16 protein-coding genes are annotated in these 19,591 nt (G+C 43.7%); 7 read left to right on the top strand and 9 right to left on the bottom strand.

Annotated elements, in window-relative coordinates:
- Positions 1-50: 50 nt before the first annotated feature.
- A complete protein-coding gene (locus ACXAFM_RS11650; protein WP_474834640.1) occupies positions 51-2,777 on the bottom strand; it encodes an ATP-binding protein in 2,727 nt (908 codons plus the stop codon).
- A gap of 223 nt (positions 2,778-3,000) precedes the next feature.
- Here ACXAFM_RS11650 and ACXAFM_RS11645 point away from each other — a divergent pair, with 223 nt between their 5' ends.
- The 3 genes from ACXAFM_RS11645 to ACXAFM_RS11635 are packed head-to-tail and all read left to right on the top strand — an operon-like array spanning position 3,001 to position 5,962.
- Entirely contained in the window at positions 3,001-3,558 is a 558-nt protein-coding gene (locus ACXAFM_RS11645; RefSeq protein WP_136783374.1) for a GbsR/MarR family transcriptional regulator, read from the top strand.
- Between the two features lie 11 nt (positions 3,559-3,569).
- Positions 3,570-4,943, top strand: coding sequence for a cytochrome ubiquinol oxidase subunit I (locus ACXAFM_RS11640; protein ID WP_474804384.1), 1,374 nt, complete (start codon positions 3,570-3,572; stop codon positions 4,941-4,943).
- Between the two features lie 11 nt (positions 4,944-4,954).
- Positions 4,955-5,962, top strand: a complete 1,008-nt coding sequence (locus tag ACXAFM_RS11635; RefSeq protein ID WP_474804381.1) for a cytochrome d ubiquinol oxidase subunit II — start codon at positions 4,955-4,957, stop codon at positions 5,960-5,962.
- A 597-nt stretch (positions 5,963-6,559) separates the two neighbouring features.
- Here the strand turns inward: ACXAFM_RS11635 and ACXAFM_RS11630 are convergent.
- The 8 genes from ACXAFM_RS11630 to prlC all read right to left on the bottom strand — a co-directional run bounded on the left by ACXAFM_RS11630 (position 6,560) and on the right by prlC (position 14,624).
- Complete coding sequence (locus ACXAFM_RS11630; protein WP_474834638.1) at positions 6,560-7,042, bottom strand: Lrp/AsnC family transcriptional regulator; 483 nt, start codon at positions 7,040-7,042, stop codon at positions 6,560-6,562.
- A gap of 66 nt (positions 7,043-7,108) precedes the next feature.
- Positions 7,109-7,753, bottom strand: coding sequence for a hypothetical protein (locus tag ACXAFM_RS11625; protein WP_474834636.1), 645 nt, complete (start codon positions 7,751-7,753; stop codon positions 7,109-7,111).
- Between the two features lie 351 nt (positions 7,754-8,104).
- Positions 8,105-8,314: a transcription antiterminator/RNA stability regulator CspE gene (cspE, locus tag ACXAFM_RS11620; RefSeq protein ID WP_012519905.1), complete on the bottom strand. Its 210-nt coding sequence runs from the start codon at positions 8,312-8,314 to the stop codon at positions 8,105-8,107.
- 293 nt (positions 8,315-8,607) lie between these two features.
- Positions 8,608-10,236: a ubiquinone biosynthesis regulatory protein kinase UbiB gene (gene ubiB / locus ACXAFM_RS11615; protein ID WP_474834634.1), complete on the bottom strand. Its 1,629-nt coding sequence runs from the start codon at positions 10,234-10,236 to the stop codon at positions 8,608-8,610.
- Positions 10,237-10,259: 23 nt separating this feature from the next.
- A complete protein-coding gene (locus ACXAFM_RS11610) occupies positions 10,260-10,895 on the bottom strand; it encodes a ubiquinone biosynthesis accessory factor UbiJ (RefSeq protein ID WP_474834632.1) in 636 nt (211 codons plus the stop codon).
- The gene (gene ubiE / locus ACXAFM_RS11605; protein ID WP_118491819.1) at positions 10,895-11,692 is read right to left on the bottom strand and encodes a bifunctional demethylmenaquinone methyltransferase/2-methoxy-6-polyprenyl-1,4-benzoquinol methylase UbiE; all 798 of its coding nucleotides are present in this window, start codon (positions 11,690-11,692) and stop codon (positions 10,895-10,897) included. Before ubiE ends, ACXAFM_RS11610 begins: the two co-directional genes overlap by 1 nt.
- A gap of 187 nt (positions 11,693-11,879) precedes the next feature.
- Positions 11,880-12,581 carry a DNA-3-methyladenine glycosylase I gene (locus tag ACXAFM_RS11600; RefSeq protein WP_474834630.1) on the bottom strand — a complete coding sequence of 234 codons (702 nt, stop codon included), beginning with the start codon at positions 12,579-12,581 and terminating at the stop codon, positions 11,880-11,882.
- Positions 12,582-12,587: 6 nt separating this feature from the next.
- Positions 12,588-14,624: an oligopeptidase A gene (gene prlC, locus ACXAFM_RS11595; protein ID WP_474834628.1), complete on the bottom strand. Its 2,037-nt coding sequence runs from the start codon at positions 14,622-14,624 to the stop codon at positions 12,588-12,590.
- A 305-nt stretch (positions 14,625-14,929) separates the two neighbouring features.
- Between prlC and ACXAFM_RS11590 the strand changes: the two genes are divergently transcribed.
- From ACXAFM_RS11590 to nosR, 4 genes are all read left to right on the top strand, one after another.
- Entirely contained in the window at positions 14,930-15,490 is a 561-nt protein-coding gene (locus ACXAFM_RS11590; RefSeq protein ID WP_179984746.1) for a response regulator, read from the top strand.
- Positions 15,491-15,512: 22 nt separating this feature from the next.
- Complete coding sequence (locus tag ACXAFM_RS11585; RefSeq protein ID WP_474834626.1) at positions 15,513-16,337, top strand: phosphate/phosphite/phosphonate ABC transporter substrate-binding protein; 825 nt, start codon at positions 15,513-15,515, stop codon at positions 16,335-16,337.
- Positions 16,338-16,348: 11 nt separating this feature from the next.
- Positions 16,349-18,028, top strand: a complete 1,680-nt coding sequence (locus ACXAFM_RS11580; protein ID WP_474834625.1) for a sensor histidine kinase — start codon at positions 16,349-16,351, stop codon at positions 18,026-18,028.
- 65 nt (positions 18,029-18,093) lie between these two features.
- Positions 18,094-19,398 (top strand): response regulator c-di-GMP phosphodiesterase, NosR family, encoded by a 1,305-nt coding sequence (gene nosR / locus ACXAFM_RS11575; RefSeq protein ID WP_474834623.1) that lies wholly within the window; start codon positions 18,094-18,096, stop codon positions 19,396-19,398.
- Positions 19,399-19,591: the final 193 nt, after the last annotated feature.

The raw sequence follows: 19,591 nt of genomic DNA, 5'->3' as shown, positions 1-19,591 counted from the left end.
TTATCCGCGCGCTGAAGGCTGTCTAGACCTACAGGCGCGGTTTTCAGCTATTAGAGTGACGTTTCTGGCATGTACATTTCCAAAATAGTCAGCAACTCTTCTCCGTCAACGGGTTTAGATACGTAATTATTGAAGCCGGCTTTAAGGGCTTTAACGCGGTCTGATGTATAGGCGTATGCAGTAAGTGCCACAGCGTTGAGCTTCGCAATCTCGGGGATTTCGCTAGCTCTTATTTTTAACACTAGACCTAACCCATCCATTTCCGGCATGCCAATATCCGACAGTAATAGATCGAAAGCTTCGGGCATATCGTTTAGCTCTTTCCATGCGAGCAGCCCGTTTTTAACTACGTTGACGCGGGCACCGTTAGACTCTAAAAATAACTTTATAAAGTCACGGGCGTCTTGCTCGTCTTCTGCTACCAAGATTCGTAAACCGCTTAAACGCAAAGACTCGGTTAAATCACTGATTTCGCTATTCTTGGTTTCGATAATGTCATCGTGCAAGCTAAGAGGAGCAATAGGCAAAGATACAAAGAAAGTAGTCCCGGAATTTGGTCCATCACTTTCGGCGCGAATTTCCCCGCCGTGCATTTCAACTAAGCTCTTTACAATGGATAAACCCAGCCCCAAGCCGAGTTTGTTATGAGAATCTTTACCTTGGTAAAAGCGCTCAAAAACCCGGGCTATCTGATCTTGGGTCATTCCTTTACCGTTGTCTTTTACACGAAACAAGTAATTTGAATGTTCTCTTCGGCCCCGCACATGTACGGTTCCGCCTTTTGCTGTAAATTTAAGAGCGTTACTGAGCAGATTATTTATCACCTGCTTAATACGCAAATTATCACCCAGAATTTGAGTATGCTCGTCTTCGCAATTGATCGACAAATGGATATTCTTGCTGGCAAAGCCCGCTTCAAATGATTTAGCCACCTCAGAAATAGATGAAGCAATATTAAGTGAATGCGTGCTGAGCTTCATGGTGCCGGAGATAATGCGCGACAAATCTAAAATGTCATTTATTAAGGCGGCCTGTGTAGACGCAGCGCGTTTGATAACGCCTAATGCGTCGGACATTCTATCGACATTCGTCACATCCATCAGGGCTAAATCGGTCCAACCTACAATTGAATTAAGGGGTGAACGAAGTTCATGGGAAATACTCGCTAAAAACTGATCTTTAGCTTTATCTAACTCTTCTAATTTACTAATTTGCTTATCGAGCGAAGCTTTCAGGCTTAGCGCGTAAGGTATAAATAGATGATCAAAACCTTCTATTATAAGCTGATCATCCTCACTCCACTCAATCGACTCATCAGCAACACTTTGTAAGTACATATCAAAGGAATTACGAGGCGTTAGTACCTTACCAATATCTTTGTTTGCGGCTTCGCGGCCCGCCCATCGTATGGTTTTGTCTTTTTGCTCTCTAAACCAAACCGTGTAGTAACCAAGCTTGGCAGATACACAGGATATATACATGCCGCGAATGCCATTGAGGTCACATTGCTCCGACACTTCTTCCGCCAGCTTGCTAATAGCAATTGACTCTTCAGAATTTGGAATGACGAATTTGTCGAGAAGGCGAGTTAATGTTTGTTCAGAGGGCGTTTTACCTACTAAATATTTATCTACAGGGGTAATAACCGCCATACCACATGCATTGGCAACATCCAAAAGGCCTTTTTCTTTTTGGGTTATCGCCTCAAGCGGGTTAGCAAAGCCAGTAAGCTGATGAATAATAGTGTTTAGCTTACGTTGGCGAATTTGAAACTGTTCTTTCTTTTCATGCAAGGCTTTAGTGTGTAGCTGCCACGCATAGAGATGACCGAGGGATTCGCATACCAAACGCTTTTTTTGGTCGATATATTTAGGCTCGTTATTGTGACAAGCAAGTAACCCCCAAAGTTTACCTTCAAACACAAGGGACACTGAAAACGATGAACGTATACCCATGTTTTTAAGATAAGTAATATGAACCGGCGACACTGAACGAACCATAGACATGGATAAATCCAGTGGCGGTCGCTCTGCTTCTTGCACTGTTGGCTTTAAAGCAATAGGGTTTTGTTCTACGTCAAATACGCAACGTACGCGATTTTTTAAGTACAGAGCTCGGGCTTGGCTAGGAATATCAGATGCCGGAAATTTCAAACCTTTGAAAGAGCGTGAAGCTGGTAATTTTGCTTCGCCAATTACTTCTCCGCTATAGGTTTTATCGAACTGATAAACCATCACCGAATCAAACCCTATATAGCGCTTAAATACGCCCGCAATGGCGTCTGCGACATCACTGATAGACTCGCATCCATCCACATCAGGAAGCAATGTGCGAATATCTACGTCCATCGGTACCCATTGTTGGGCAGCTTCATAGCTAAGCTGCGGGGTGGGCTCTAATTCAATAACAAGTAAACCGTTTGAATCGAACGCGACACCGCTACCCTCTTTTTCCCAGTTGTCTAAATGAAGCGCGTTGTCGGCAAATTTCCATTGATACGCTCGGCGCGTGTCTCCGCCTTTTACGCTTTGATAAATACTTTGAAAAGTGGGGGCATCATCAGAAGGGGTATCGATGAGTTCAGTAATAAGGGTTTCACCCGCAGTGATACTGACTTTAAATAGTTCATTGATGTTTTCACTGAACACCTGAATTTTTTTAGTTTCAGGGTCTACCGCTATAACGTAACCAAAGCTTTGAACACTTTCGATTAGGTGAATAGCTTCATCTTCGCAGTTCTGAAGCGTCTTTATCTTTTTATCTGTAACGTGTTGCATTGCCTTGGCCGAGAAATTTTGAAAGCTAACTTTCATGAGGGTTTTAATTACACAACCACGATAACAACTTATTGCAACCAAAGCATGCAATATCGTTGAAACTTTCCTAATTAACTTTTATTAAATTATCAATAAAATTTAGCTTACAAAGCTTTTTATTGTTGCTTTTTTTGATCTGACGCAATAAACTTTCAGTAATTTCTGAAACTTCTGGAAAATAAGAATGAAAATGACGCCTTTAATTACATCTGCAGTCATGCACTTTGGCGAAATGGGAAGTCGCTGGGGTTTTAATAGAACAGTAGGGCAAATTCTTGCGCTTATTGTATTAAACGAAGAGCCCATTTCGGCACAAGAGGTTGCCGATGCGCTCAATATCTCCAGAGGCAATACCAGTATGGGTTTAAAAGAGCTTCAATCATGGCGCCTAGTAAAACAACATCACGTTCCCGGCGAAAGAAAAGAGTTCTTTATTCCCGCTGGCGATATCTGGACATTAGCAAACAGAGTATTTGAAGAGCGCAGAAAGCGCGAAATAGACCCAACCATGAGCCTGCTTCGGGATTTGCTTCTTGACGCACCTGCTAATGAAAAGGAGGCAAACGCCCAACATAAACTGAACGAAATTCATGATTTACTCGAATCAATTACGGCATGGTCTGAAGAGCTTCAAAATCTTGGACCTGAAAAGCTAAACACGTTGATGAAGTTAGGTTCTGGCGTGGGCCGTATGCTTGAGCTTAAGGACAAGCTGCTTCCGGGGAAAAACAGCGTTAACTAAGGGGGCTCTCTGTGGATGCATTCTTGCTGTCTCGATTACAATTTGCGTTAAATATTAGTTTCCATATTTTATTTCCAACCATCACCATGGCGATGGGCTGGTTTCTATTCTATTTTAAACTGCGTTCTAACATTTCAGGTCACCCTGTGTGGATGCGCATGTATCGTTTTTGGGTACGTGTTTTTGCCCTAAGCTTTGCATTAGGCGTGGTTAGCGGCGTCACAATGTCATTTCAGTTTGGCACTAATTGGCCTGGATTCATGGAGAAAGTGGGTAACGTGGCCGGTCCGCTCTTAGGTTACGAGGTACTGACCGCTTTTTTCTTAGAAGCCACGTTTTTAGGCATCATGCTATTTGGTATACGCCGTGTTCCTAACTGGCTGCATACAGCATCCACCCTTATAGTCGCTCTCGGCACCACAACATCTGCATTTTGGATATTAGCGCTTAATAGCTGGATGCAAACCCCACAAGGTTTTGAAGTAGTCGATGGTGTGGTGTATGCCACCAACTGGAAAGAAATCATTTTCAACCCATCTTTCCCTTATCGCTTTGCTCATATGATGTTGGCGTCTGGGTTAACGGCTAGTTTCCTTATTGCCGGGCTTTCAGCCTACCGCATGCTTAAAGGCGACGACAAGCTTGCGCCTAAGCTCGCGCTTAAAACTGCCACCTATACGGCGGCAGTGTTAATTCCGCTGCAAATTTTTGCGGGCGACATGCACGGTTTAAATACCCTTGAACATCAACCTCAAAAAGTGGCAGCGATGGAAGGGCTTTGGGAAACCACTGAAGGCGCACCTTTGTTGCTTTTTGCAATTCCTGACGAAGAAAGCAAAGAGAATCATTTTGAAATTCCTATTCCCTACGGTGCAAGTTTAATTCTTACCCATGAGCTCAAAGGAGAGATAGAAGGGCTTAATGAGTTTGAGGGAGAGCACCCACCTGTAGCCCCTGTTTTCTTCGGCTTCAGAGTCATGGTAGGTATGGGTATGCTAATGCTGGCTGTTTCATGGCTTGGTAGTCTTTACCTTATTCGCAAGAAAGAATTTCCTGTGTGGCTGAAACGTACGTTTGCAGGTATGGCATTTAGCGGCTGGATAGCAACGTTAGCTGGCTGGTACGTTACAGAAATAGGTCGACAGCCTTATTTGGTGAGTGGCGTCTTAAGAACCGCTGATGCTGTTACCCAATTGCCACCGGCCAATATTGCTCTGTCGTTCACGCTTTACCTCGTCATTTACACGGTGCTCTTAATCGCATACATGGGAACGCTTATGTTGATGTGTAGAAAAGCAGTGGAAATCGAGGAAATAACGACGGAAGAGCGCGAAGTAGCGAAGGCTAAGATGCAACCCTCTGAACCTGACCCAAGCACGGTATAAGGAGAGCAAACATGTTTGAAAATGTATCAGCAGAAATGCTTGGAAACATCTACGTCGGCTTACTTGGTTTATCTGTATTACTGTACGCTATTTTAGATGGCTATGACTTAGGTGTTGGCGTATTAATACCGCCAAGAAAAGAGGCTTTTCGCGACGATATGATAGCCTCTATTGGGCCTTACTGGGATGCCAATGAAACCTGGCTTGTGCTTGCCATAGGCTTACTGCTCATTGCTTTTCCTGAAGCCCATAGCGAGTTTCTGCAAACTCTGTACTTACCTGCAACTTTCATGTTGTTAGGGCTTATTTTGCGCGGTGTGGCATTCGATTTTCGCGCCAAGGTTGTGCAGGTGAAAAAGCGTAAGTGGGATTTAGTATTTAAATACGGTTCGCTTTTAACTACGCTCGCGCAAGGATACATGTTAGGTATTTACGTGACAGGGCTTCGCACTGATATTTGGGCTCAAGGCTTTGCTCTACTTGCGGCATTTGGAGTAACAGCGGCCTATGCATTTATTGGCTCATGCTGGTTAATACTCAAAGGCGAAGGAGAGCTTCAAGAAAAAGCATATTATTGGGCACGCCGAGGGTTGGTTGTACTGGCTGTGGGAATTACTGCAGTAAGTATCGCTAATTTAACCCTACACGATGATGTGCGAGACTTATGGCTGTCTGCACCTTGGGGCTATGTGCTTTTTGCTATACCCGTAGCATGTTTTGCGCTTTTAGCATTGTGTGGGGTATTGCTTAAAAAGCTGCCTGACGCTCAAGGTAAAGGCGAATGGCTTCCGTTCTTTATAGCCTTGCTTGTATTTTTACTTTGCTTTACCGCATTTGGCATTAGTTACTACCCGTTTATTATACCTGGGCAGATGACGGTGATGGATGCGCTCAGTGACGCTAACTCCCTGCGCTTCTTGCTAGTCGGTGTAGTTATTGTTGTGCCAATCATTCTGGCTTATACGGCCATGGTGTATAAGATTTTCTCCGGTAAATCAGAGAAGCTTTCTTACTACTAGTATTTATTATTGGGATCCCAGCAGATCCTAATTACTCAAAACAATAGTGAACATCACTGATAGTCAGTGGTGTTCACTTTCTATTCAGCGCTATAATTGGCGCTTATACGTTGTGAGTTTATTCTGTTTCCAACTACTTTCTGGCCTGTGGCGTTTTCGGCGACGACTATAACCTGCTCGGAAACTCGATCTGAAAACCTGCGATCAAGATATGATCCTTTCTCTCGAACAATGTATATCAATGAATAGAGGGTGCTCAGTTGTACTTAGTCTATCCTTATCATGTGAACGAGATATCTAAATTGTTTAATGACAATTATTTTGTTGACATCAAACTGTAATATTACTATATTTTATTTGGGGCAATTTTTACTAGAAGGAGCCAATACTATGGAAAATGTATTCCATTCGTTCTCACGGTTCTTCAAACGCGCGCACCCCTATACAGTCGCTCATTACATCGGCCGTAAAAATGCGCAGCGTATCTTAGGATGTAAAATTAAAAAGAAATCCAAGATATTTGCCGACCAGCACGTTGAAGACCAAAATCATTAATTTATATGGGGCCCGTCAAACCGGCCCCATTTTTTTGGCGTATTAAATGTGGTTTAAAGGGACTGAGGTTGTGTACTTAATCTGTTCCATGGCAAAGCTAGACGTAACGTCTGAAAACTCTATACCGTTAACCAATCGCTTATAAAAGTGGTCGAAGCAATCCATATCGGTGACGAGGACTTTTAGCAAGTAATCGTACTCCCCTGACATACGATAACATTCAACAACTTCATCAAATGACGCTGCGTGCTTGGCGAAACTTGCTAGCCATTTTCCATCGTGCCTTCCTGCTTTCACTTGAACGAAAACCGTCATTGCAAGGCCTAGCTGCTTTGCTTGCAACAGCGCCACTCGCCTAGAAATTATACCCTTATCTTCTAGCTTTTGAATGCGCCGCCAGCAGGGCGTTACCGTTAGCCCGACTTGCTCGGCGATTTCTGCAACAGGCGTATCAGCATTATTCTGAAGCATGGCCAAAATAGCTTTATCTATTGCGTCTATACCGCTCATTTTATCATTAGCCATAGTGGAACCTGGCCCTGCATCCCCAACACTTTCAGTTTTATATTTGTTTTGTTACTCATACTTTATCTAAAGCCACCAAGGCTTTGAAAAATCCACGTTTTCGGGAGAAATTTCATACTGATAAGGAGGTGAGAATAAATCCCAAAACGTTTCGCTTAGGTCTTCATCTATTATGTTAAGTTTACCCGCATCACGATAGCGAGAGAGTAGTTTATTGTAAGCATCAATAGGCATTTGCGGGTTAGACTGTCGAAAAACGACACGACCGCTAAACTCTTCGAACATGGCTTTTTCACCTTGGAATTGCATTACCTGCTTAACCGCTATTTCTTCGATAGGTTTTGATGAAGTTTCGCTAGATACCTGGCTTTTAAACTTATCGATAAACTTATTTACTAGCGCTTGGTCAAGCGTAATACCTTTTTCCTTAACGTAATCCTCTAACACTAGTTCGAAAATTTTGTTAGACGCGTTTACATGGGCGACATATTCGAGCATTTCGGCGTAGTTATCTTTCGCCTGCTCTTTCATGTTTTGACGCTTTTCTTCACTGGGCATTACATCTACTACTCGAATTTCGGTGTTGAGCACTGTTGCCAAAACATTCTCGCCAACGACTAGCCCATCTGCTTGGGCGGCATAAGTAGAGTTTGAACAAAGAAGAAGTAGTAAAGCAGCCAGTGTGGTTCGAATTATTGATGTGATGCGCATAAAGCACTCCCTGAAGGCGTATTCATCGTTATATCGAGTAAAGCATTAAACACCATGACTACGCAATACTGTGGCGTACTGATATTAGGAATATACTGCGAGCATCAAATTTATTGGGGTGAACGAGTGCTTTTGTGATCTGGTGCGGTGTAAACAAGAAACGGTAACGATAGTTACGCTGAAGACTGGCAATTGAAGAAAAGCGCTATTCGTTAAAAGTGAGTTATACCAAAAGCGTTATAGACTAAAAGTGTTATGCACTAAAAGCCTAGTCAAGCATTTAGCGTGAGCGTGGGAAATGCAGCCAATAGAAAGAAAAACGGCGGTCAAATGACCGCCGTTTTTGAATTCTTAGATAGCTTGCACGTTAGCAGCTTGAAGACCTTTTTGACCTTCTTCAACTTCAAATTCTACTCGCTGACCTTCTGGAAGCGTTTTGTAACCGTCAGAGATGATCGCACGGAAATGAACGAAAACGTCCTTGCCGCCGTTATCTTGAGTTAGGAAACCGTAACCTTTATCAGCGTTGAACCACTTAACTGTGCCTGTAACTTTAGACATGTCGTATAGACCTCAAATATCGTATTAAATTGCGCATAAGCGCGTGTAACAAAGTTCTTTAGAGTCTTTAAATTGGCGGAGTATTGGGTCTTACTTACGAATGGACAAACAACTTACAACAAATTACCGGGTAACTCGAGTGGTTTAACATATAGCAAATAATACAAAATCGCGTCTATTTAAAGACTTTGGCTTAGAGCCGTATCCACTATAACACTCTTCGGGACGATTACTATACAAATTAATTAATTAACTACGGATTTCATAAATATTTCACCGCAGCGTAACAAAAATCACAGCCCTTTTCGCCACGCTAAATACCAACAAATTGCGCCGATTACTCCCGTACTTGCAGGGAAATACCAAGATAAGTCATAAATTGGCAATATTGCTGACATCAGTACAAAGGTTGCACCTACTAGGCTTAAGTGAGTGGTCTGAGTTGTTTTTTTCTGCTCTTGAATCAGTGCCAAATGTGCCCTCTGCTGTTGCAATGGCAAGCGCTTCATTTGCTGTAAACTGTCGTAAAGCAGGTCTGGCATTTCAGGGAGTTTTTCAGACCAGAAAGGCAAGTTGTCTTTTACTTTCCCCATCATAGCCGTAAAACCAATTTGTTCCTTCATCCAGTTTTCGAGGAACGGCTTGGCGGTTTTCCATAAATCGAGCTGGGGGTAAAGCTGACGACCTAAACCTTCGATATACAGCAAGGTTTTTTGCAGTAACACCAATTGCGGCTGTACCACCATATTGAAACGTCGTGCCGTGTTAAATAGCTGTAGCAGTACGTTACCAAAGGATATTTCTGCCAAAGGCTTTTGAAATATCGGTTCGCATACTGTGCGAATGGCCATTTCGAACTCATCAATGTTGGTATCTTGCGGCACCCAACCTGAGTCGGCGTGAAGTTGCGCCACTTTGCGATAGTCGCGGTTGAAAAAGGCGATAAAGTTTTCGGCCAAATAGCGCTTATCTTCGCGATTAAGCGTACCAACAATGCCAAAATCGATGGCGATGTATTTGGGGTTTTCAGGATGTTCCGTAGATACAAAAATGTTGCCCGGATGCATATCAGCATGGAAAAAGCTATCCCGGAATACTTGGGTAAAGAAAACTTCAACCCCGCGCTCTGCTAACTTTTTCATGTTGGTGTTTTGGGTTAACAAAGCATCGATATTGGAAATAGGTAAGCCGTAAATACGCTCCATAACCAATACATTACTGCGACAGTAGTCGCTGTAAATCTTAGGTACGTATAAGGCGTCTGAGCCCTCAAAATTACGTCCTAGCTGGATACCGTTAGCTGACTCACGGAGCAGATCAAGCTCATCTACAATGGTTTTGCGGTATTCCACTACCACTTCTACAGGGCGTAAACGCTTGCCGTCTGGCAACCAACGCTGTAGGACATTTGCTAGGCTAAATAAAAGCTCCATATCCGCCACTATGGTATCGCGAATATCCGGCCTTAATACCTTTACTACAACATCTTCGTTATTGTGCTTTAACTTTGCTGCGTGAACTTGCGCAATAGAGGCCGACGCGAGTGGCGCGGTTTCAAATTCGCTAAACAACTCGTTCAGATCAGATAGCCCTAGTGCCCGCCTGATGATGTCTTGCGCTACGTCTGACGAGAAAGGTGGTACCTTGTCTTGTAAGCGGGCCAGCTCATTAGCAATAGCTGGGGGAAGCAGGTCGCGGCGTGTAGAAAGCATTTGACCAAACTTGATAAAGACTGGACCAAGATTTTGCAATGCAAGAGTAATGCGCTCGCCAGGAGATTTCCCTTTATGCTTATTGCGCACCCAAAAAATGGCATGGCGCATAATTCGCGCGTACCAGGGTAACCATTTTGCTGGAATAAGTTCATCTAAGCCGTGTTCCAACAATACCTTGTTAATTCGGTATAACCTAACAATACGCATTTATGAGCCTGTTTCTCTCAATTTTACTTAAGTTTTTCTTCTAACCGGCGCAGTCGCGCATCGGCACTTTCTGCCCTGTCGCGAAGCGCATTCACTTCATCACTAAAGTGCATTACCGCAAGCTTATGTGCAGCCAGCTGTTTTTCTTCTACCACGGCATTGCCAAAGACCTTCGCCATAGACGCTAGAGCCGTCATCGATTTCTCATGCACTGTTTTTACCGTTTTAATGGTTTGATGAGCGATAACGTCATTGGTCTTTTGAGCAATCAACTCTTCAACGTCGATGTCGAGCTGCTGAAACAAAGCACTGACTTGCTGGGCAACGTTCAGCTCCCCTTCTAAAAAGAGTGCTTTTTGTTGAATAAGGCGGGTCAGCTGGCTAGTTTCTTTTAACTCAGGCAAGGTCTGTAGCGACGTTTTAATACAACAGTCTTTCGGCCCAAGGGACGCGACGGCGTCTTCAAACGAGCCTTGCTCGCTGAGTACGTCCACTCGGTCAGAAAAAGACAAGGTGATACCGTAAGGCAGCGGCGAAATAAACGCGGTAAGTCTCGCGCCGTTAAGGACTTTTAATCTTTTCTCGCTGTCTTCATCTAAAGACAGCAGTTTGTTTAGAGCCGATTCAACCGTAGCGGTAACAAGCGCTGAAGTAGGCATTAAAACTTGTAGCCTCTATGCAGAGCCACAATACCGCCGGTTAGATTCTGGTAATCACATTGTTCAAAGCCAGCCTGTTCAAACATGCCTTTTAATGTTTCTTGATCAGGGTGCATGCGAATACTTTCAGCAAGATATTGGTAGCTTTCTGCATCATTCGCCACCAGCTGCCCCATTTTCGGCAAGATGTGGAAAGAATACATGTCGTAAAGCTTACTTAGCTGCTCTGACGTAGGCTTAGAAAACTCTAAAACCAGTAAGCGACCACCGGGTTTTAACACACGAAAAATAGAATTCAGTGCATTTTGCTTTTCCGTCACGTTTCGAAGACCAAATGCCATGGTCACCACATCGAAATGGTTGTCAGGAAACGGCAGCGCTTCTGCGTCGGCTTGTACATAATCAATATTGCTAACCAAACCCCGATCGCGCAATTTATCACGCCCCACCTTAAGCATAGACAAGTTAATATCAGCTAAGGTTACGCGTCCTGTAGGGCCCACCAAACGCGAAAACTTAGCGGTTAAATCGCCAGTACCACCTGCAATATCCAGTACTTTATTACCCGCACGCACACCGCTGCAGTCAATGGTAAATCGCTTCCATAAACGATGTACTCCCATTGACATAAAGTCGTTCATTACGTCGTACTTCGCAGCAACAGAGTCAAAAACATTAGCAACCAAAGAGGCTTTCTGCCCTTTATCTACCTGCTTAAAACCGAAGTGTGTCGTATGCTCGTTAGCATTGTCGATTGCAGAGTCTGCTTGCGTAGCGGGAGTTTGATTGTCGCTCATGACAGTCCTGTAATTTGAATATTGTTATTAATGCCGAAGTGTATAGGATTGTGTGCTGAAGCAAAAGCTTTATGCCTGTCTGCCTCATATTGAAAGCCAAGTTGCTAGCTTTGCTTCTGCATTAGCCTGCGAGATGCACGCCTGCTTTTAATATACGCAAAGAAGCCCTAAATAGTCCTAATCCGTATTACGCTGTAAGATTATTCGTGCCCCAGCTAAAAGCTACAATAGCGCTGACTTCTTGTAGTGATCGACCGCTTTCTTTATGCCAATGTGCAAATGCTGCATTTGCTGCTGACAGCGACTTTTTCGATGTTAATCCGCCATCTATAATCTCGTTTTTGCGCAGATAATCTTCAACGTCACGAGAGAACAAGAACGTATCAATACCCAATGCGCGGAGCATGTACGGGCCCGTATTGCCACCTAATCGCGCGCCGCGCTTTTTCAAAAACGCCCATAGTTCGGTGATGTTGTCTTTATCAAAGCTGGCGACAAATTTACCAAAGCTGCCGTGCTCCATAGCCACATCTTTAATCATCATGGCGTTATCTCGCACAGTCATCACTTTTTTATAGTTGCGAACAATGCGCTTATCCGACGCTTTTTGTTCTAGCATTTCATCTGGCATCAGCAACACTTTATCCACGTTGAAACCGAAAAATACGGTTTCAAAATCTGGCCATTTTTGCTCGATGACTCGCCATACAAAGCCAGATTTAAAAACTTGCTTAGTCATTGCCGCTAAAAAGCGATCATCACTAATGGCTTCAATTTGCGCTTTAGAAAGCGGGGCTTGAAGCATTGCCTCAAGCCCCCTTTCACCGCCTTTGCGCTCGCACGCACGGCGGTAGATAGATTGGAAAGACTCTAACTTCGACTCTTTCATGTATGCCTAGCCCTTTATACCGCTATGACGAAGCAAAGCGTCAACCTTCGGCTCGCGCCCTCTAAAGGCAACAAACAAATCCATAGGAGGCTTGCTGCCGCCCATTTCTAAAATGTTTTCTAAGAACGCTTTGCCCGTATCGCGATTGAAGATGCCATCTTCTTCAAATTTACTGTAGGCATCTGCAGAAAGGACTTCAGCCCACTTATAGCTGTAATAGCCCGCTGCATATCCACCTGCAAAAATGTGTCCAAAACCATTTTGGAAGCGATTGAACGATGGCGGAATAACTACGGCAACTTCTTCGCGCACTTTGTCCAAGGTACCCTGCACGTCTACTTCACTGCCCTTTTCACTGTGCAGTAAGAAATCAAATAGACTGAATTCAAGTTGACGAACCATCTGCATAGCAGATTGATAATCACGAGCCGCAAGCATGCGGTCGAGCAAATCAGCTGGAAGCGGCTCTCCGGTCTCATAATGACCAGAAATAAAATTAAGGGCGTCTTCTTCCCAACACCAGTTCTCTAAGAACTGACTTGGTAGTTCAACAGCATCCCATGGCACACCGTTAATGCCAGATACGCCAGCCACGCTCATTTTTGTAAGCATGTGATGGATTCCATGACCAAACTCATGGAAAAGGGTGACGACTTCATCGTGCGTAAACAGCGCAGGCTTATCGCCGACAGGGGCATTGAAGTTACAGGTCAGATACGCAACCGGCAGCTGTAGCTCACCGTCTATCATTTCACGTCGTACTCGGCATTCATCCATCCATGCCCCGCCACGTTTTTTAGCACGGGCGTAAAGATCTAAGTAAAAGCTACCACGCAATGCGTCGGCATCGTCGGTTATAGTGAAATAACGTACATCTTTATGCCAGGTGTCGATGCCTGGCTGCTCAATAATCTTCAAACCATATAAGCGATGCACTACTTCAAAAAGACCTGATAGCACTTTGTCTTCAGGGAAATAAGGGCGCAGCATTTCATCAGAAATGGTGTACTTTTCTTGCTTCAACTTTTCGCTGTAATACGGTAAATCCCATGCTGCTAATTCGGTAACACCATGTTTGTCTTTGGCGTACGTTCTTACTTCTTCAAGCTCTTTTTCCGCCTGAGGTTTAGACTTAGCCGCCAAGTCGCGTAAGAAACCTATTACCTGATCAGTAGATTCTGCCATCTTGGTAGCCAGTGAACGCTCTGCATAGCTAGCAAACCCTAACAATTCAGCCAGCTCTGTGCGCAGCGTTAAGGTCTCTTTAATAATGTCGGTGTTATCCCACTTACCCGCATTCGGACCTTGGTCAGACGCTTTTGTGGCATAGGCACGATACATTTCTTCGCGAAGTTCACGATTATCGGCGTAAAGCATAACAGGCAAATAAGACGGAATATCCAGGGTAAATAACCATCCCTGCAAGTCTTTTTGGTGCGCAGCTTGCGCTGCCGCTTCAAGTGCTGACTCTGGCATACCTGCAAGCTCAGATTCATCGGTAACGTGTTTGGTCCAGCCCATGGTGGCGTCCATCACATTGTTTGAGAAGGTTGACGATAACTCACTAAGCTTTGCCTGAATTTCTGCAAAACGTTTCTTTTGTTGTGCAGGCAAGGCAACACCTGAGAGCGTAAAGTCGCGTACCGCGTTCTCAATGACTTTCTGTTGTTCTTCGCTAAGGGTGTCAAACTCGTCAGACGCTTTTAGTGAAGCATAAGCATTATAAAGGCCTTCGTGCTGGCCTACCCAAGTACCGTATTCAGATAAAAGCGGCAAACACGCATCATGCGCCTCTCGCAATTCATCGCTGCTTACTACGCTGTTCATATGAGACACAGGTGAGAACATTTTACTTAAGCGGTCGTCTACCTCTTCAAGGCGTAATACTAAATTCTTGTAAGAGTAATCATTCGACGCTACCACTTCTTCTATTTCACTTTTACAAGCTTCAATGGCTTTTTCGATAGCTGGCTTTATAGAGGCAGGCTCAATAGCAGAAAAAATTGGTAGGCCATCTACCATCTCGATTGCAGGTGTTGTCATAATCTTTTTCACTCTTAACACGTTGATAGAATAATGATGGGGTTTCGCTGACTAAAAGCAAGCTATTGTTTAAGCCACAGTTGACCTATCTTGAAGTTACTTCTAGTGTGAAAGTAAGGATCACGAAGATTTGATGAGGTTAGTGTGCTCGAAGCGTACCTTAAATAAATATAAATAAGGTGGTTAGCAACTTGTGACCTCACGAAGCATCCTGTCACAAATGTCACATTTCATCCTTTTGTCTACTTTGTCTACTTGTGATACAGCAGCTATAATTCTGTGTAATAAATCTACAAGGCTTAGATATGAAAACCTTAACCTCTGGCGAAATAGCGTCGTATTGCGATGTGAACCTTCGCACTGTAATTCGATGGATTGAAAGCGGGAAGCTTAAAGGCTTTAAGCTTCCTGGGCGTGGTAACAATCGTATTCTTGTTGAGGACTTCATAGAATTTCTTGAACGCCACGACATGCCTATTCCTGACGCACTCAAAGGCATTGCTTCGCCATCTGTTCTGATTGTAGATGACGAAATGCCGGTAGCGAAATCAATACAGCGTGTGGCTCGTCGTGCAGGGTTCGATTCATACATCGCAACTGGCGGGTTCCAAGCAGGGATCATGTTAAGTCAGTATGAGCCTAAAGTGATGACACTCGACCTGAGTATGCCAGGCATGGATGGCTATAGTGTTATTGAATTCACTCGAGAGCAAAACAAGCACAAAGATTTAAAGATTATTGTTATCTCTGCCTTAGACGATATAAGCCTTGAACGTGCGCTGGAAATCGGTGCTGACGCAACGCTTCAAAAGCCTTTCTCAAACCATGATTTAACGAATGTCTTAGAACAATTCATGTCGATGTAATTTTGATGAGAGGGTGTGCACTATGTCGCGGCTAGCAATGTTCATTTTAACAGCTCTATGTCTTACTGTTGTTACGCTCTCTTCTAACGCAAAAACGCTAACTTTCGCCGTCGTTCCACAGCAGTCAGCCAAAACTTTGGCTGAACGGTGGCAACCGCTTATTGATTACGTGAGTAATTATACTGGGCTTGCCATCGAGTTTAAGACAACTAAAGATATTCCCACTTTCGAAGCAAACTTGACTGCTGGGCTTTACGACATTGCCTACATGAACCCCTATCACTTTGTAGTTTTTAACGAATCTGCAGGCTATCGTTCTCTTGCTAGACAACGTGACAAAAAAATTCGCGGATTAATCGTGGTTCATCAAGACAGTACTATTCAATCAATTGATGATCTAAATGGTGCCGAAATAGCCTTCCCAGCGCCCGCGGCGTTTGCGGCCACTATTATTACCAGCGCCCACCTGCGCAATAACAATGTTGCATTCATTCCGCGTTATGTAAATTCGCACGATTCAGTGTACTTGTCGGTTCAGCGCGATTTCTTTAAAGCAGGTGGAGGCATTCATCGAACGCTAAACATCTCACCCGAGGCAGTGAAAAGTGATTTACGAGTGCTTTGGGAAAGCAAAGGTTACACGCCACACGCTATAGCCACCCACCCCAAAATGGCGTTAGCAGATAGACAAGCTATTCTTAATGCATTGATTGCATTATCTAATGACAGTAGTAAGTCATCAATTCTTCGCAAAATTGGGTTGAGTGAATTTGTTGAATCTAACGACAGCGATTGGAATGACGTTAGAGAGCTGGGTATTGCATCGCTTTCTAGACCACACCTATGAGAAACGAGCAGATGAAGCTGTCGTTACGATTTAAAACAATAACTGGCATTGCTAGCATCGCAGCGCTCTTGCTGCTGGTGCTAATTGTGACCGTGTTCCAATTATTAAACGATCTGGTTGACAGCAACATCAAAAAGTCTGCGGACACCACTGTTGCGCTTTTCGTTTCTACAACAAAAAATGCTTTTTTAAGTTATGACTTAGCTTCTCTTGACGCAGATGTATCTGAAATTCTCACTAACCCGAATATTGCCTACGTGAAGGTAAAAGATAAACTTGGCAATGTGTTTGTAGAGAAAGGCAGTGAGGACGCGCTTAGCCGCCCTTTTGAGGCAGACCTGTCGGTGTCGGCAGCTGACGATGGTGTATACGATACCCGCGCACCAATCATGGTCAACGATACTGTTTACGGCTATGTAGAAATTGGTCTAAACATCGCTTCTGTAACAGAGTCGGTCTCAAGAGTGAGAAACTGGACCGTCACGCTCGCTTTGATGGAGTTCGTTCTAGTTGGATTGTGTTCGTATTTGCTTGGTTCGTTTTTAATGTCTCAGCTTCAGCAGCTTTTGCAGGGTGCTAAACACCTTGGTGAAGCAGTTCAGCACAATAATTACAGGGAAGTCTTTGTTCCAGTTAGAGGCAACGATGAGTTAAGCGAGCTCGCCGAAGCTTTTAATCAACTCGTTGAGCGGTTAAAGGAGGAGTACGAACAACGTCAGCGTGCGCAGGATGAACTCAAAGAGTTGAATACGCTGCTTGAAGAAAAAGTGCAAGACAGAACGTCTCTACTCAATCAAAAAAATTACCAGCTAGAAGAAACAAACAAAGACTTAAAAGAAGCCCAAGTTCAACTTCTTCAGGCAGAAAAGATGGCATCAGTAGGCCAGCTTGCCGCTGGCGTTGCCCATGAAATTAATAACCCCGTCGGTTTTGTAAGCAGTAATATTTCAACACTTAGTGAATACGTTGCTACTTATCAAATGATCTTTTCTCAAATTCAAGTTGTTATAGGCGAGAAAGATGAAAACAAACGGGTAGCATCACTGATTGAACTAGAGAAATTGCTAGATAAACAAGATATGGCCTTTATAAACGAAGACATTTCAGATTTACTGAGTGACTCTCGCGAAGGCTTGCTTCGCGTGGCTGAAATAGTTAAAGGGCTTAAATTGTTTTCACGGGTTGATAGCGATCAAATGCAAAAACACAATATTAATGATTGTGTACGTACTACTTTGGCGATGGTTAACAATCAACTGAAATATATCTGTACGGTAGAAACCCATTTAGGAAGGATCCCGGATGTAGAAATGAACGTTGGTAAAATATCTCAAGTGATTACCAACCTGCTCATTAACGCCGGACAAGCTATAGAAGCCACCGGCAAAAACGGAAAGATAATTATCACAACGTGCACGGTTGGCGAGTTTTTAGAATTGCGGGTAGAGGATTCAGGCTGCGGTATTCCGCCTAGTCATCTTGATAAACTGTTTAATCCTTTCTTCACGACCAAGCCGGAAGGGCAAGGGACGGGGTTAGGTCTTTCAATTTCATTTGGTATCGCGCAAGAACACGGTGGGTCATTATCTGCCACCAGCACGGAAGGAGACGGCAGTACCTTTACGCTAGCGCTCCCTATCAACCCCGTATCCAAAGACTTACAAAGTAATGGTAACGCTGATAATGCATAAAGTAATAGTGTTAAAACATGCCATTGCGTGTGATAGTTGTTACGTCGCGTATAAGGATAATTTTTATGACAGAGCCTACTGAACAAGCTACAACCTATACCGTCCTATTTGTCGACGACGAACCTAATATTCTTCGTGCAATTAAACGTGCGCTCTTCACTATGGATATTACACTGCTGCTTGCTGATAGCGGTGCTAAGGCACTGGAGTTGATGAGCAACAACGAAGTCCACGTTGTGATCTCAGATATGAAGATGCCTCAAATGTCTGGCGCTGAGCTTCTTGAACAGGTGGCTATTAATTATCCCGATACATTTAGAGTAGTACTTACCGGCTATGCTGATATCGAATCCACGATTAAAGCAGTCAACCAGGGAAAAATTCATCGCTACCTTCAAAAGCCATGGGATAACGAAGAATTAAAAGCAGTAGTTGAGGAAGGGTTAGAGCGAGTTAAATTAAAAGCTGAAAATACGCGTCTTCAAAAACTTACACGCCTTCAGAATAGAAAGCTCAGAGATGTGAACGCATCGCTAGAACAAGTGGTCCAAAAGCGTACTCGTCAAATTAAAGCTGCACTTAACAAAATTGAAAAGCACAATATTGCCATGGAGCAAGTGCTGTTCAACGTGATTAGCATTAACCCGAACATTAACGGGAAATTTGCCATTGAGGTAAGTGAGCTGTCTTCAAAGCTTGCGCGTATTGCGCGTTTGGAGAAAGACGAAATAAAACAAGTTCGCTACGCAGGTCTCATATGTGAGCTTGGGCTATTAGGGCTTGAAACCGAAGATTTTAAAGCGCCGTTTTCAAAGCTTAAATATCAGCAGCAACAAAATTATTTATCGCAAACCAAACAGGCTGCACTGATCCTTGCGCCGGCTCACGAACTGCATCAAGTTTCAGATATTATCGAGTTTCAATTCGAGCACTACAATGGCTCTGGTTTGTATAACAAAGTTGCCAAAGAAATTCCCGCAGGGGCGCGCATTTTAGCGATTGCCAGAGATTATTGGCGCTTAGTAACCGGCAGAATGAGTGGTGTGGAAATGAGCCCCCGCGATGCCAAATTAGAAATGAAAAAGCACCGAAATACCCGCTATGATGGCGAGTTTTTGGACCTTTTACTCGAAGCAGAAGGTGTGACTACATCTAAGCTACTTTCGACATCATTGAAAGCTTCACAGCTTAAAGCAGGCATGGTCCTCGCCCAAAATTTGTATAACGATAGTCACATCCTTATCCTTCCCGAGGGACATGTGTTTAATGATGCCACCATTCAAAAACTCGTGCAATTTGAAGAAGAACGTGGAAAAGCGTTTAGTATTCAAATAGAACCAGAAGAGCTTTCTGCTACTATAAGTGAGTAAGTTCTGAAGGCATTGAGCTTAAATGGGGCTGGCGCAACATAAGTTAAGGCGGGTTGCGCCACGCCCTTTTATTTAATCTGCATTGTCCCCATTGACTAACTAATTGAAACACTATTAGGCAAACCTCGGTCTTTTAATTAATCTTACAAACAGAACCGTTTAAAAATGATTTGCTGTGCGAACGTGTTTAAGC

Source organism: Alteromonas sp. ABD4_190, assembly GCF_056160105.1.
Note: the sequence above shows the minus strand (reverse complement) of the source record. Positions and strands in the feature narration are given on the sequence as shown.